Consider the following 14,472-nt stretch of genomic DNA (forward strand, 5'->3'; position numbering starts at 1 on the left):
TCAGGCTCTTAGGGATCAGGCCCTGCGTACGACGAGGTTCAGCATGTTGGCTGGCGTCTCGTCGAAACTCTGGATCACGTTGGTGTCCGACGACAGCGTGATCCACGAACCTGCGCTGGCGTAAGTCATCTCGAGCCACTCCCGCGAGACGTAGCTGTAGTACCGCCCGAGGCTGTCTCGCGCGTCGCCCTCGCCCATCTTGTAGCTGGCGTAGAACACGCCTGATGGCTTGAGTGCACGGTGGATCTTTCCAAGGATGCCGGCGAGCTCGTCGCGTGGCACATGCAGCAGACAGGCGCTCGCCCAGACGCCGTCATAGGCCTCGTGCCCATCCAGCTGGTCGAACCGCATCGCCTCGACGGGATGACCAAGCCGGCGCGAGGCGATCCCGGCCATTTCGGGCGAGCCATCGGTCGCACGCACTGAAAAACCTTCGGCGAGCATCACTGCGGAATGATTGCCGGCACCGCAACCGAGCTCGAGGATCGCGCCTCCCGGCGGCAGCAGGGCGAGAAAGCCCCGCAACCGCGTCGATGCGGCCTTCGCCCAGCCGGCATAGGCCTCGGCGTTCTGCCGGTAGAATTGCAAGGTCGCTTCGTCCACCGCAGTACCTCGTGTCATGGAAACAGCGCGATCTGCTCCAACCCCGCCGTCTCGGGCAGCCCGAACATCAGGTTCATGTTCTGGATCGCCTGCCCGGCCGACCCCTTCACCAGATTGTCGAGCGTGGAAATCACGATCGCCCGGTTCTTGATGCGGTCGGCGACGACGCCGATCTGCACATAGTTGGAGCCGCGCACATTCTGGGTCTGCGGCAGCACGCCCTTCCTGGCGACATGCACGAAGGGCTCGTTGGCATAAGCCTGCTCCAGCGCGCTTCGCAGATCGTCCGGCGTCGCGCCGTTGAGCTTGACGTAGGAGGTGCAGAGTTCGCCGCGCGCCATCGGAACAAGATGCGGCGTGAAGTTGATCGTCACTGCGGAACCGGCGGCGACGCCGACCTCCTGCTCGATCTCGGGCGCGTGCCGGTGGGTGCCGACCGAATAGGGCGACAGCCCCTCGCCCGCCTCGCTGAACAACGTGTTCTGTTTCAGCCCGCGGCCGGCGCCGGTGACGCCCGATTTCGCGTCGATGACGATGTCGTCGACGTCGATCAGCTTGGCTTTCGCAAGCGGCACCAGCGCGAGCAGCGCCGCCGTGGGATAGCAGCCGGGACAGGCGACCAGCCGCGCCGACGTGATCTTCTCGCGATAGAATTCGGTGAGACCGTAGACCGCTTCGCCCTGCAGTTCGAGCGCCCGGTGCTCATGGCCGTACCACTGCGCATAGGTGCTCTTGTCCCGCAGCCTGAAATCGGCGGACATGTCGAGGACCTTGATTTTGGGATTTGCCTTGAGGACCGCGGCGATGATTTCCTGCGTGGTGCCGTGCGGCAGTCCGCAGAACACCGCATCGAGCTTGCTCCAGTCGACCTTTTCCCATTCCACGAGTTTCGGCAGGTCCAGCATGAAACAATGCGGAAACACGTCGCCCATCGACTTGCCGGCATGGGTGTTGGCGGTGAGCGCGACGATCTCGGCATTCGGATGCCGGGCCAACAGGCGCACCGCATCGGCCCCGGTGTAACCGGAGGCGCCGAGAATGCCGATCTTCTTCGAGCTCATCACGCGTACCTTTCAGGCGTCATTTGATCGTCTTGCCGGGGTCGAAAGTCGCAGCGTCGCTTCGTCCACCGGGCTGGCCTCCCGAGCAACGTTCGATCAGCTATTGTCGGCAAGGCCCAGCATCAGCCGCATGTTCTGCACGGCCGCACCCGAGGCGCCCTTGCCGAGATTGTCGAGCCGGGCGACCAGTACCGCCTGGTGATATTTGTCGCTGGCGAAGACGTGGAGCTCGAGCGTGTTGGTCTCGTTGAGCGCCTCCGGCTCGAGCTTGCCGCCCTTGGTCGCCTCGTTCTGGAGCGGCATCACCGAGACATATTTCGAGCCGGCGTAACGCTTGGCCAGCGCGGCCTGGAGGTCCGCACCGCCAAGCTTGCCCGGCAGCGCGTCGAGCTGGAGCGGCACCGAGACCAGCATGCCCTGCCGGTAGTTGGCGACCGAGGGAATGAAGATCGGCCGCCGCGTCAGTTTCGAATAGAGCTGCATCTCCGGAAGATGCTTGTGCTCGAAGCCAAGGCCGTAGAGCTCGAAGGACGGCGCGCTGCCGTCTTCGAAGCTCGCGATCATCGACTTGCCGCCGCCGGAATAGCCGCTCACCGCGTTGACGGTGACGGGATAATCGGGCGGCAACAGACCGGCATCGACGATCGGCCGCAGCAGCGCGATCGCACCGGTCGGATAGCAGCCGGGATTGGAGACCTTCTTCGCGGCCTTGATCTTTGCGGCCTGGTCCGACGTCAGCTCCGGAAAGCCGTAGGCCCAGTCGGGCGCGACCCGGTACGCGGTGGAAGCGTCCAGCACCTTCGGCGCCGAAGCGCCCATGCTGTCGACCAGTGCCACTGTTTCCTTCGCGGCCTCGTCAGGCAGGCAGAGGATGACGAGATCGACCTCCTCCATCAGCGCCTTCTTGGCCGCGGGATCCTTGCGCTTGTCGTCGGAGATCGTCTTCACGGTGACGTCGCTCTGGAGCTTCAGCCGCTCGTTGATGCCGAGCCCGGTGGTGCCGGAGCCGCCGTCGACGAAGACGGTGGCGGGCTCCTTGGCGGCGCCGGTGGTCGGGGCCTTGGTGGTTTCCGTGAGGCTCATGGCGCGCTCCTTTCGAGCATGTTGGTTTCGTTCGCGAAGGCCTCCGGCCTCACGTCCTGCATCAATTGTGCAATCTCTCTGGCGTCGGCTGCGGGTTGCGCCCCGAGCGCGTTGGCGATCGCGGTATAGTCGGCGTCCGATTTGTGCTGGTTGAGCTTGAAGCTGCCTTCGACCTCTTCAACCGTCATGACCAGGCCCACGATCCCCTTCTTCAACGCTTCCAGCCGGCCTGCCGTCATCTTCGCCGATGTCCACGGCGCTTTCGGCAACAGCCAGCTCTCGAACTTGTCGCTCAGCGTGTCGATCTGCACCGCCAGCTGATCGTCCGACAAGAGGCGCACCGGCCCGCTCAGATGCACCGACTGGTAGAGCCAGGTCGGCACCTGATCCGGCGAGACGTACCAGTTGGGCGATACATAGGCATCGGGGCCGTTGACCGCGAGCAGCCAGGAGGTCGTCCCATCCGCCAGCTTTAGCAGCGGATTGTGACGGGCGACATGAAAGGCGGCCTGCGGCGTGCCGTCAGCGGCGTAAGTCAGGTAGAACGGCAGCGGCGAGGCGACCGGCTTGTGGCCGTCGAAGGCGCACATCGTGCCGAAGCCGCGCTCCTCGGCGAATTTCAGGCTCGCGGCGCGGTCCTGCTTGAAAAAGGGTGGCGTGTACATCGTGGTCTCCTGCTGGGCCTCCTTGAGAGGCCGCCGGATCAGATCGCGCTGACAGGAGAGAGAATGCCGCGGATAGGATCCAGCGGCAAAGACGATGATCTCAAACGCGATCGACCGCCCAAACCGCTAAAGAGCGGCGGCGGCGACGGGCGAACAGGATGGTCGCGGCGTTGATCATGGCGCGCGGCTATAAGGCCAGAGGGTTTCAGGGTCAAGTCCAAATCGATGGGGCGCGACGGCTGCCGCACCACGTGACGGCAGGATGCCGCACGGATGTCATCGGGTCGCAGCGGAATTTCTCCTAAGCTTGGGGGTTCCCGAGAAAGAAAGGCGCCACAACCCCGCCGGTTCGTGCCTTTCGTTCGCAACCCAGCCCCAGGACATCGCCATGACCGAGATCACCCGTCGCGCAACGCTAGCCGGCGCCGCCGCCTCGGCGCTCCTGCCCTTCGTGAAGACCTCGCCCGCGAGCGCCGCCGCGCCCCAGGCAGCGACCCAGAATGCGAGCTTCTACCGCTACAATGTCGGCACCCACCAGATCACCGTGGTCTGCGACGGCGTCGCGACCGTCAACCTGACGGACAATTACGCGGCCGGCGCCAGCAAGGACGACATCAACAAGATCTTCGCCGAGAACCATCTGCCGACCGACAAGGTCACCCACACCTTCAATCCGGTCGTCGTCAACACCGGGCCGAAGCTCGTCGTGATCGATACCGGTCTCGGGCCCGACCAGTTCACGCAGACCAAGGGCAAGGTCGGCCAGTTCCACAACAACCTTGCGGCGGCCAGCATCGACCGCGCGGCAGTCGACACCGTCATCATCTCGCACTTCCACGGCGACCACATCAACGGCCTGCTCGCGGCCGAGAACAAGCCGGCCTTCCCCAACGCCGAGATCATGGTTCCGGCAGTGGAATGGAAGTTCTGGATGGATGACGGCGAGATGAGCAAGGGTACCGGCAATCCGATCCTTGAGAGCAACTTCAAGAATATCCGCCGCGTGTTCGATGCGCTCGGCCGCAAGGTCACGCAATACGAGTCCGGCAAGGAAGTCGCGCCCGGCATCACGTCGGTGGCGAGCCCGGGCCACACGCCGGGACACAACTCCTTCATCGTCGCGTCAGGCGCGGAAAAGGTACTTGTGCAGGTCGACATCACCGCAGGCGCAGCGTTCCTGTTCGTGAGGCACCCCGAATGGAACATCGCCTCCGACGTCGACAAGCCGCTGGCGCAAGAGACGCGGCGGAAGCTCTACGACATGGCGATTGCAGAGAAGATGCCGATCCAGGCCTTCCATGCCGCCTTCCCCGGTCTCGTCCGCGTCGAGAAGGAGAAGGATGGTTCGGGCTATCGCTGGATTCCGTCGATCTGGAACGCCTCGCTTTAGGCTCTGCCGTATGCGCTGACCGGGCGGCCGAGCTGCCCGGTCAGATCACGCGCCAGATCCATTCCATGATCGTCGCGATCACGTCACCGAACAGCAACAGCGCCGCGGACCAGACCAGCGCCGAGATGAAATTGGCGGCCTGAAAACTCCAATAGGGCATCTCGAAAATGCCGGCTGCGAGCGGCACCGAGGCGCGCAAGGGGCCGAAGAAGCGACCGATGAAGATGCTGGGCACGCCCCAGCTCCGCACGAAGGCTTCGCCCCTGGGCAGCAGTTCCGGGTAACGCGAGAGCGGCCACATCTGCGCGACCTGCTCCTTGTAGCGATAGCCGAACCAGTAGGAGACCCAGTCGCCGAGCGCAGCACCGATGCCGCCGGCGATCCAGACCGGATAGAAGCTGATGCCGCTCGCCCCGATCAGCGCGCCGATCGCAACCAGCGCTCCCCAGGCCGGGATCAGCAGCGAGATGAACGCCAGCGACTCCCCGAAGGCGAGCAGGAACACGATCGGGGCCGCCCAAGCCTGGTGAGCGCGCACGAAATCGGCCAGCGCGTGCGCGTACTGCTCCATTCCAGATTGCCTTCCCGCCCCGTCACGGTCCTGTCAGATAAAAGGACTGGTAAGCCAAGGACTTGTGTGACATCAAGTCACAAAGCCGGGCCTGAGCCGGGCCCAGGTGTCAAATTGCCGGGAATTGGTGGGGCCTGCGGCGTAAAATCGCCGGGATTGGCTCCCACCCACACCCACGCGGCGGACCTGCGGTGACCTTTGCAGGCCAGCCGTGGCATAGTCGGCCGAACCGATTCGCCGCCATCGCGGCCATCAAAGTGCATCAAAATATATGTCCAAGCAGTTGAAGCCAAAAGCAAAAGACGATTTTTTCGGCGGCGATGAGCCGAAGTCGCGCGCGCCCGCCAAGGCGGCTTCGCGCGGAACGGGCGGCGAAGCCGACTACACTGCGGCCGATATCGAGGTGCTCGAAGGCCTGGAACCGGTGCGCCGCCGGCCCGGCATGTATATCGGCGGCACCGATGAGAAGGCGCTGCATCACCTCTTCGCCGAAGTCATCGACAACTCGATGGACGAGGCTCTGGCCGGGCACGCAACCTTCATCGGAGTCGAGCTCAGCGCCGACGGGTTCCTGACCGTCACCGACAACGGCCGCGGCATCCCGATCGATCCGCATCCCAAATTCCCGAAGAAGTCTGCGCTCGAAGTCATCATGTGCACGCTGCATTCGGGCGGCAAGTTCGACTCCAAGGTCTACGAGACTTCCGGCGGTCTGCACGGTGTCGGCATCTCCGTGGTGAACGCCCTATCCTCGCTGCTCGAGGTCGAGGTCGCACGCAGCCAGAAACTCTACCGCATGACGTTCGAGCGCGGGCACCCGAAGGGCAAGCTAGAGGATCTCGGCAAGATCAACAACCGCCGCGGCACCCGCGTGCGCTTCAAGCCCGACACCGACATCTTCGGCGCCAAGGCCGCATTCAAGCCGCAGCGCCTGTTCAAGATGACGCGCTCGAAGGCGTATCTGTTCGGCGGCGTCGAGATCCGCTGGAACTGCGCGCCTGAGCTCCTGAAGGGCGTCGAGGACGTGCCGGCGGAAGCAACGTTCCATTTCCCCGGCGGCCTCAAGGATTACCTCGCCGCTGCGATCCACGCCGACACGCTGGTGCATCCCGACATCTTCTCGGGCAAATCGGGCCGCAACGGCGCGCATGGCGCCTGCGAATGGGCTGTCGCCTGGACCGCGGATGCCGACGGCTTCCTGTCCTCCTATACCAACACGGTGCCGACGCCCGATGGCGGCACGCACGAATCCGGCCTGCGCAGCGCGCTGCTGCGCGGCCTGAAGGATCACGCCGAGCGCGTCGGCCAGGGCAAGCGCGCGTCATCCATTACGTCGGAAGACGTCATGGTGGGCGCGGCCGTGATGCTGTCGGTGTTCGTGCGCGAGCCTGAATTCCAGGGCCAGACCAAGGATCGTCTCGCCACCGCCGAAGCGCAGCGCATCGTCGAACAGGCGATGAAGGATCCGTTCGACCACTGGCTGTCGGGCAATCCGAACATGGCCAATCGGCTGCTCGACTTCGTGATCGACCGCGCCGAGGAGCGGCTGCGCCGTCGCCAAGAAAAGGAAACGGCACGCAAGACCGCCGGCAAGAAGCTTCGCCTGCCCGGCAAGCTCGCCGACTGCACCGATGCCGGCACCGACGGCTCCGAGCTCTTCATCGTCGAGGGTGACTCGGCAGGCGGCAGCGCCAAGCAGGCCCGTGATCGCAAGACGCAAGCGGTGCTGCCGCTGCGCGGCAAGATCCTCAACGTCGCCTCGGCCGGCAAGGACAAGCTGACGGCGAACGCGCAGCTCTCCGACCTCGTGCAGGCGATCGGCTGCGGCCAGCTTTTGCAATATCGCGAAGAGGATCTGCGCTATCAGCGCATCATCATCATGACCGACGCCGACGTCGACGGCGCCCACATCGCCTCGCTCCTGATCACCTTCTTCTACCGGCAGACGCCGCGGCTGATCGACGAGGGCCACCTCTTCCTCGCGGTGCCGCCGCTCTACAAGCTGACCCATGGCTCGAAGTCCGTCTACGCACGCGACGACAAGCACAAGGAGACGCTGCTCAAGAGCGAGTTCAACGCCAACGCCAAGGTCGAGGTGAACCGCTTCAAAGGTCTCGGTGAGATGATGCCGGCGCAGCTCAAGGAAACCACCATGGATCCGCGCAAGCGGACGCTGCTCAAGGTGGTGCTGCTCGCCGACGACCGCGACACCACGGCGGATTCGGTGGAGCGCCTGATGGGCACCAAGGCCGAGGCGCGCTTCGCGTTCATCTCGGACAAGGCGGAGTTCGCGAGCGAGGAGCTGCTGGACGTCTGAGGCAGTCTTCTGACGTCACGCACAAAGCCCCGGCCGACACCGGGGCTTTTTTTGTTTGCGGCTGCTCGCGGAGGCGCCCGACCCAGACCGCGTCCGCTACCCGACTCATCTTGGGGCGGAACGACTCGGCCAACGACTCACCGGCGCCAAGGCTGAGGCAGGATTGCTACCATTTCGGACAGAGCCGGATTTGCTAACGAGAAGTTACCGGAATTCGATCTTCGGAAAATGGCGCAGCATATTGTAATAATAGAGCTATTTTTGATTTCGGCGATCCCGCCCGGATTCCTCGCCGAGCGGCGTTTCCCGGCGACTGTGCCTGTCCGGCAACAGCATTTCGGCGGAAAGCAGCTATAGTCCGGGCATCAGATCAATCGGACTTCAGTGCGCTCGCGCCTGCCGGACAGACCAAAGCTTGGGGATTTTGAAATGAAGAAGATTTTGCTCGCACTGACCGCGGTTGCCGCGATGACCGGTTCGGCGTCGGCGGCCGATCTGGCTGCCCGTCCCTACGTGAAGGCCCCGCTTCCGGCGCCCGTCGCCAACTGGACCGGCTTCTACATCTTCGGCGGTGGTGGTGGTGGCCTCTCGAACTCCGATCAGTCCGTCCAGACCACGGTCGGCGCGGTTCCGCTGACGATCGGCCAGCGCCAGGGTGGCTCGGGCTGGTTCGGCACCGTCGGTCTCGGCTACGACTGGCAGTTCAACAGCACTTGGGTCGCCGGCGTGTTCGCTGACGGTCAGTTCGGCAGCATCCGTGGCACGGTTCAGGATCCCTTCTTCGGCATCACCGGCTCGCTCAAGCTGGAAGACTCCTGGGCCGCTGGTGTGCGCCTCGGCTATCTGGTTGCTCCGAACGTTCTCTCCTACGTCAATGGCGGTTATTCCGGCGCTCACTTCGGCCAGACCAACTTCATGACGCTGGCCGGCGTTCCCGCTGGTGCCCACCTCAACAGCTACAACCGCAATGGCTGGTTCGTTGGCGGCGGCGTCGAGAACAGCCTGAACATCTTCGGCATCTCTTCGCCCGGCTGGTTCATGAAGACCGAATATCGTTCGGCCTTCTACAACGCCAAGACCCAGGACGAACTGATCGACGGCACCAACCTCCCGACCGGCAACAGCATCCGCGCCAACAGCTGGAACCAGACGATCTCGACCTCGCTGGTCTACCGCTTCAACTGGACCGGTCCGGTCGTCGCGAAGTACTGATCTGATCTGATCTGATCTGAAATTCAGACGTCAAAGCCCCGGCATTGTCCGGGGCTTTTTCGTTGCGGCTTCTGTTTTGCGGAGTTCAAGGCTCGATACATCGAGAGCTCCGGTGCGCGGTGCCCCAGCGGGTCGTGCCAGTCCGGAGGCGTCGCTTCAAGCTCTGCGTTCCCAATTCATATGTACCTGACCGGCAACAGCTTTTTGGCTGGAACCGCCTATAGCTTGGTCATCCGATGACTCGAAGTTCAGCGCGCGCGCCGAACAGACCAAGGTTGGGATTTAATCATGAAGAAGTTTTTGCTCGCTCTGACGGCATTGGCGGCGATGACCGGTTCGGCCGCGGCGGCTGACCTTGGGGCCCGCCCCTATGTGAAGGCTCTGGCGCCCGCGCCCGTCCAAAGCTGGACCGGCTTCTACATCTTCGGCGGCGGCGGCGGCGGTCTGTGGTCCGCTGACAGCAACATCCAGAGCACTGGTGTTGCTGGAGGGTTCGGTGCCTTCGGACCGGCGGGCACCGCTATAACCCGCGATACGCGCCTGGGCGGCAGCGGCTGGTTTGGAACCGTCGGCGCCGGTTACGATTGGCAATTCAACGGCCGTTGGGTGGCCGGCGTCTTTGCCGACGGACAGTTCGGTGACATCAGTGGCTCGCTGACCGACCCCGCCTTCTGGCAAACGGAAGGCCGCCAAAAGCTTCGCACCAGCTACACGGCCGGCGCGCGGTTAGGCTATCTCGTTGCGCCCAATGTCCTGTCTTACGTCAACGCCGGTTACTCGGGTTCGGAATGGTCAGGCACGTCTCAGACGTTTCTGGGTGTGGGACCGGGCGCCAGTACCGCGACGCAGACGACCACTGGCTCCTTCCACCGCGATGGCTTTTTCGTTGGCGGTGGCGTCGATGAACAACCTCGACATTTTCGGAATTGCTGCGCCCGGCTGGTTCATGAAAACCGAATACCGTTCGGCGTACTATGACCGCATTTCCCGGCCCACGACGTTTGCTCCGGGCAATAATTTCGGCGCGCCGGCGGTGGGTCTGACGGGCACCGCAATTACCTTCAAGCCCTGGGTCCAGACCATCAGCACGTCGCTGGTCTACCGCTTCAACTGAAGCGCCCCAACTCCTGAGACAGGTCCTGATCCAGTCTGGTTAGACGTCAAAGCCCCGGCATCGTCCGGGGCTTTTTCGTTGCCGGACTGTCAGCGGCCGACGCTCGCCTTCAGAGATCGGTACGCCTCTCCAAGCCGGTTCTCGATCCCCGCCCAGTCGGCCTCAGCGATCGCCTCGCCCCGCGCATCGCGAAACGCCATGGCCTCTGCCGGCGCGATGCCGAACTGCCTGATGCCGGAATCGTCCGCGCTCTTGCCGTAGGTCAGCGCCGTCACGCGTGCGATGGTGAGGCCATAGTCGCGCGGGTCCGCCGCCTCGCGCCGCGCCTGCCACCAGTCAAGCTCGAGACGGGCGGCCTCGTGCGCGTCGAATGCCACAGGCGCGGCCGATGCAAAATCCCGGTAGTATCCAACGAGCGCTGGCAGGGCCGCATCGGCCTCCGGTCGTGACCGCGTCGGCTGGAACGTCCTGGCGGCCCCGGCGGCGCCGAGCGCGATCTGCAAGCTTCTTAGCGGCGAAAAGCCGAACTGCGTCCGCGTCGATTCGTAGAGATGATAGAACAGCGCGGCATAGCGCTTGTCGTAATAGTCGCGCCACATCGCGGTCTCGAGCCGCGCCATCTCGGCCGGATCGAACGCCCGCAGATCCGCACGCCGTGGAATGACGGCATAGGCCGCCACCAGTGCGGCCGCAGCCGCGATGCCAAGGGTGCTACCAAGGATCATCTTCCGCACGGACATGGATCCTCCCAGCGGCCCTGCATCCGCAGCCATTGTATCCAAACCGAAGCTACGGCTAGTCTGGCGGGAAGTTTTCGTGACAAGCGGCGATCGTTGATGCCGTAGGCCACGACAGAAGCAAACCAACGGGGAGGAATGCATGCGCAGATTTCTGCTGATCGCAGGCCTGTTTGCCCTCGCCGTCGGGCTGCTCTGGATCGGACAGGGAACGGGCACCGTCGCCTGGCCGCGGTCGAGCTTCATGGTCAACCAGTTGCAATGGGCCGGCTATGGCGCAGCCATGGCCGGCTTCGGACTGGTCCTGATCTGGCAGAGCAACCAATAGAAGAAACCAGGGAATACAAATATGACATCCAACCGGTTCGATCTCCGCGGCAAAGTCGCGATCGTCACAGGGGGCAATGGCGGCATCGGTCTTGGCCTCGCCCACGGACTCGCCGATGCCGGCACCGATATCGCCGTGGTCGCACGTAACGAAACCAAGTCGGCCGCTGCCGTTGCCGATCTCAAAAAGCGCGGCGTGAAGGCGATTGCCGTCACCACCGACGTCACCGACAAGGCGGCGGTCGCGGCCATGATCGACCGCGTCGTCAAGGAGCTCGGCCGCATCGACATCCTCATCAACAATGCCGGCATGAGCATCCGCAAGCCGCCGCACGAGCTCGAGCTCGACGAGTGGAACAAGGTGATCGACACCAACCTCACCAGCGCTTTCGTGTGCTCGAAGCTGGCCTATCCGGCACTGAAGGCGTCGGGCAACGGCAAGGTGATCAATATCGGCTCGATGATGTCGATCTTCGGCGCGAGCTTCGCCACCGCCTATGCAGCCAGCAAGGGCGGCATCGTGCAGTACACGCGCGCGTGCGCCAATGCGTGGGCGCCCGACAACATCCAGGTCAACGCCATCCTGCCGGGCTGGATCGACACCGACCTCACCCGCGGCGCGCGGCAGCAGGTGTCTGGCTTGCATGAGCGCGTGCTGGCGCGCACGCCCGCGGGACGTTGGGGCGATATCGACGACTTCGCCGGCATCGCCGTGTTCCTCGCCTCGCCCGCCTCGAACTTCGTCACGGGCACTGCGATCCCCGTCGACGGTGGATTCTCCGTGATGGCGTAAGCTTGGCCGCGGCCGACGAAAAAGCCCCGGCAGATGCCGGGGCTTTGAAAGCTCTCACGTTCGAAGAGATCAGTACCTTGCGACAACCGCCGAGGGACCGAAGCGGTAGTTCACGCCGACGCGCACCGCATCAACGACATGGCTGAAACGATACGTCGCGGAGTCCGTGGGGGCAGAAATAGGCAAGCGCTATTTACCTACTGCACCCTTATGCACCGTCACGGCAAGTTTCCAGAGATGATCATCCGCCAGGCCGACCCGCCCGTGGCGGCACCTACACGCGAATCGGCAGAAAAAAGCCCCGGACGAAGCCGGGGCTTTCAGTTGTTGGCAGTACTTTTTTAGCTTCGGTCGTTTGTTGACGTGCTCAGTAGCGCGCGATGACCGGTGCGTCGAACTTGTAGCTCGCGCGCACGACGGCCCACTGGATGTCGCGCGGCTTGGCATCGAAGGTGTAGTTACCCGAGGTGCCGCCGAGCTGATAGGTCTGGCTGCCGAAGGCCGCGTAGTTGTATTCGAGGCCGACGATCCAGTTGCGGGTGATGCCGTATTCCCAGCCGGCGCCGACGGTCCAGCCGTTGGCCCAGTGGGTCTGACCGCCCGAGCCGGTCGAGGGCGCAACGGTGTCGCTGACGTTGAGGCGGTTGTTCACGCCGGCATAGCCGCCCTTGATGTAGAACAAATTGTTCTGCACGGCGAAGCCAGCGCGGCCGACGACGGTCGCGAGCACGTTGGCGCGCCAGGTGAAGATGTCGTCAGCGGCGCCGAAGGCGGTGTTGACGACCGTACCCTTGTTGTCGAGGCCGGAGATCGTGCCTTCCATGCCGAACACGTAGTTGTTGGCCTGCCAGTTGTAGCCGATCTGGGCGCCGCCCATGATGCCGGCGCCACGCTGGCGATAGCCCTGGCCCGGAACGAGATCGCCGAACGGCGCGCCGGTCCCGTTGTTGATGAACTGCTCGTTGGTCCATGCACCACCGATGTGGCCGCCGACATAGAAACCGGTCCAGTTGAACAGCGGCTCCGCATAGGCGGGCGCCTTCATGTAGCGCGCACCGAGATCGGCGGCTGAAGCGGCGCCGGTCGAAACCAGAGCGGTCGTGCAGGCGAAGGCGGCAATCAATTTGTTACGCATGGTACACCCCGTGTCCTTTGATGGGTGCACGGTCACACGCAGGTCTTACTCAAATTTGAATCAAGAAAGTTAAGACGCCGGATTGGCAAGCGGCGCGACGTGAATCCGTTTGCGCTGTTGCGCGCACGCAACGCGCGGCGCGCGATTTAACGCTGCGTTATCCCTACCGACCTCCTGCACTACGATGCCGGCGCGGCCTTGGACTGCACGTGCTCGGGCCGCACGCCGAGCGCAATCAAGCGCGCCGGAATACCCTGGAGCCATGGCAGCGCAGTGATCAGGCGCACGACCAGCGGCACCTTCAGCGGCCGATCGCCGCCCTGCAGGGCGCCGCTGATGATGTTGTTCTGCACGATCATCTGCATGCGCTGAGTCATCTTCACCGGGAATTCGCGGCGTCGGCGCACGGCATCGAGTTCATTCTCGGTTGGGCAGCCCTGCCGAAGCTTGTCGGCCAGCAAATTGGCGGTCGCGACCGCGTCCTGCACGGCGAGATTGACGCCGACGCCGCCGACCGGCGACATCGCATGCGCCGCATCGCCGATGAGAAGCAGGCCCGGCCGCGTCCAGCGCGCCAGGCGGTTGATCGCGACGGTGAGCAGCTTGACGTCGTCAAAGCTCTTCACATCGGCAATGCCGGATCGAAGGATCGGCGCCATCCGCACGACGTCGTCGAGCAGCGCCTGCAATCCCCTCGCCTTCACCGCCTCGTATTGTCCCTTCGCGATGACATAAGCGCATTGCCAATAGTCGCCGCGGTCGAACGTGACCATCATCTTTCCGGGCTCGACGCGCGCGAACAGGTTCTCGGTCTCGTCCGCCTTGCGGCCGACGCGGAACCACAGCACGTCCATCGGCGCGCCGATCTCCTCGACGCGGAGCCCCGCACGCTCGCGCACCGTCGAATGCCGGCCATCGCAGGCAATGGTCAGATCGGCTTCGATGTCGATCGGCCCATCCGGTGTCATCGCGCGCACGCCGGCGATGGTCTCGCCGCGACGGATCAGATCGACGGCTTCCGTATTCATCATCACCTTGAGCGAGGCGAAGCGCTGGCCGGCCTCACGCAGGAAATTCAGGAAGTCCCATTGCGGCATGAAGGCAATGAACGGGTACTTGGTGCGGAGCCGGCGGAGATCGGCGATCCGCACGGGCGTGCCGCCAAACAGGCCGTCCATCATCTGCAGGCGCTGGTGCGGCAGCTTCAGGAACCCATCGATCAGGCCGAGCTCGTCCATCACCTGGAGCGTCGAGGGATGCACGGTGTCGCCGCGAAAGTCGCGGAAGAAATCCGCATGCCTCTCCAGCACCACGACGTCGATGCCGGCGCGTCCCAGGAGATAGCCGAGCATCATGCCGGCCGGCCCGCCGCCGACGATGCAACATCGGGCTCTCACGGAGTGACGCACGGTGTGCTCTGGGGTATCAGATTCCGTCATCAACTCCTCGCTTACAACTTTAGTA

General features: G+C 63.9%; 13 protein-coding genes and 1 pseudogene. 6 read left to right on the forward strand and 8 right to left on the reverse strand.

Annotated elements, in window-relative coordinates; all coding sequences use genetic code 11:
- Positions 1 to 15: 15 nt before the first annotated feature.
- From HAP41_RS26405 to HAP41_RS26420, 4 genes are all read right to left on the reverse strand, one after another.
- Entirely contained in the window at positions 16 to 603 is a 588-nt protein-coding gene (locus tag HAP41_RS26405; protein WP_085401209.1) for a class I SAM-dependent methyltransferase, read from the reverse strand.
- A 14-nt stretch (positions 604 to 617) separates the two neighbouring features.
- The gene (gene argC, locus HAP41_RS26410; protein WP_166096437.1) at positions 618 to 1,664 is read right to left on the reverse strand and encodes an N-acetyl-gamma-glutamyl-phosphate reductase; all 1,047 of its coding nucleotides are present in this window, start codon (positions 1,662 to 1,664) and stop codon (positions 618 to 620) included.
- Between the two features lie 96 nt (positions 1,665 to 1,760).
- Positions 1,761 to 2,747, reverse strand: coding sequence for an N-acetyl-gamma-glutamyl-phosphate reductase (argC, locus tag HAP41_RS26415; RefSeq protein WP_166096436.1), 987 nt, complete (start codon positions 2,745 to 2,747; stop codon positions 1,761 to 1,763).
- Positions 2,744 to 3,412 (reverse strand): FMN-binding negative transcriptional regulator, encoded by a 669-nt coding sequence (locus HAP41_RS26420; RefSeq protein ID WP_166096435.1) that lies wholly within the window; start codon positions 3,410 to 3,412, stop codon positions 2,744 to 2,746. The genes argC (HAP41_RS26415) and HAP41_RS26420 overlap by 4 nt, the downstream gene beginning before the upstream one ends.
- Before the next feature lie 388 nt (positions 3,413 to 3,800).
- On the opposite strand from HAP41_RS26420, the gene HAP41_RS26425 reads away from it, so the two are divergent.
- Complete coding sequence (locus HAP41_RS26425; RefSeq protein ID WP_166096434.1) at positions 3,801 to 4,802, forward strand: MBL fold metallo-hydrolase; 1,002 nt, start codon at positions 3,801 to 3,803, stop codon at positions 4,800 to 4,802.
- 40 nt (positions 4,803 to 4,842) lie between these two features.
- Here the strand turns inward: HAP41_RS26425 and HAP41_RS26430 are convergent, their stop codons facing one another.
- Positions 4,843 to 5,373, reverse strand: coding sequence for a DedA family protein (locus tag HAP41_RS26430; protein ID WP_041958275.1), 531 nt, complete (start codon positions 5,371 to 5,373; stop codon positions 4,843 to 4,845).
- Between the two features lie 271 nt (positions 5,374 to 5,644).
- On the opposite strand from HAP41_RS26430, the gene parE reads away from it, so the two are divergent.
- The 3 genes and pseudogenes from parE (at position 5,645) to HAP41_RS26445 (ending at position 10,016) form a co-directional block, all read left to right on the forward strand.
- Positions 5,645 to 7,690, forward strand: coding sequence for a DNA topoisomerase IV subunit B (parE, locus tag HAP41_RS26435; RefSeq protein WP_166096433.1), 2,046 nt, complete (start codon positions 5,645 to 5,647; stop codon positions 7,688 to 7,690).
- Positions 7,691 to 8,119: 429 nt separating this feature from the next.
- Positions 8,120 to 8,902 carry an outer membrane protein gene (locus tag HAP41_RS26440; RefSeq protein ID WP_166096432.1) on the forward strand — a complete coding sequence of 261 codons (783 nt, stop codon included), beginning with the start codon at positions 8,120 to 8,122 and terminating at the stop codon, positions 8,900 to 8,902.
- Positions 8,903 to 9,190: 288 nt separating this feature from the next.
- A pseudogene (locus HAP41_RS26445) lies at positions 9,191 to 10,016 on the forward strand (outer membrane protein).
- An 89-nt stretch (positions 10,017 to 10,105) separates the two neighbouring features.
- Here HAP41_RS26445 and HAP41_RS26450 read toward each other — a convergent pair.
- Positions 10,106 to 10,756 (reverse strand): hypothetical protein, encoded by a 651-nt coding sequence (locus HAP41_RS26450; protein ID WP_166096431.1) that lies wholly within the window; start codon positions 10,754 to 10,756, stop codon positions 10,106 to 10,108.
- Between the two features lie 139 nt (positions 10,757 to 10,895).
- On the opposite strand from HAP41_RS26450, the gene HAP41_RS26455 reads away from it, so the two are divergent.
- Together HAP41_RS26455 and HAP41_RS26460 are read left to right on the forward strand one after the other, a co-directional pair.
- Positions 10,896 to 11,081, forward strand: a complete 186-nt coding sequence (locus HAP41_RS26455; protein ID WP_007609848.1) for a hypothetical protein — start codon at positions 10,896 to 10,898, stop codon at positions 11,079 to 11,081.
- A 21-nt stretch (positions 11,082 to 11,102) separates the two neighbouring features.
- Positions 11,103 to 11,873, forward strand: a complete 771-nt coding sequence (locus HAP41_RS26460) for an SDR family NAD(P)-dependent oxidoreductase (RefSeq protein WP_166096430.1) — start codon at positions 11,103 to 11,105, stop codon at positions 11,871 to 11,873.
- Between the two features lie 367 nt (positions 11,874 to 12,240).
- Here the strand turns inward: HAP41_RS26460 and HAP41_RS26465 are convergent, their stop codons facing one another.
- Complete coding sequence (locus HAP41_RS26465; protein WP_071914298.1) at positions 12,241 to 13,008, reverse strand: outer membrane protein; 768 nt, start codon at positions 13,006 to 13,008, stop codon at positions 12,241 to 12,243.
- Positions 13,009 to 13,187: 179 nt separating this feature from the next.
- A complete protein-coding gene (locus HAP41_RS26470; RefSeq protein ID WP_166096429.1) occupies positions 13,188 to 14,447 on the reverse strand; it encodes an FAD-dependent oxidoreductase in 1,260 nt (419 codons plus the stop codon).
- Positions 14,448 to 14,472 lie beyond the last annotated feature (25 nt).

This window comes from Bradyrhizobium barranii subsp. apii, assembly GCF_011516635.5.
Lineage (GTDB): Bacteria > Pseudomonadota > Alphaproteobacteria > Rhizobiales > Xanthobacteraceae > Bradyrhizobium > Bradyrhizobium barranii.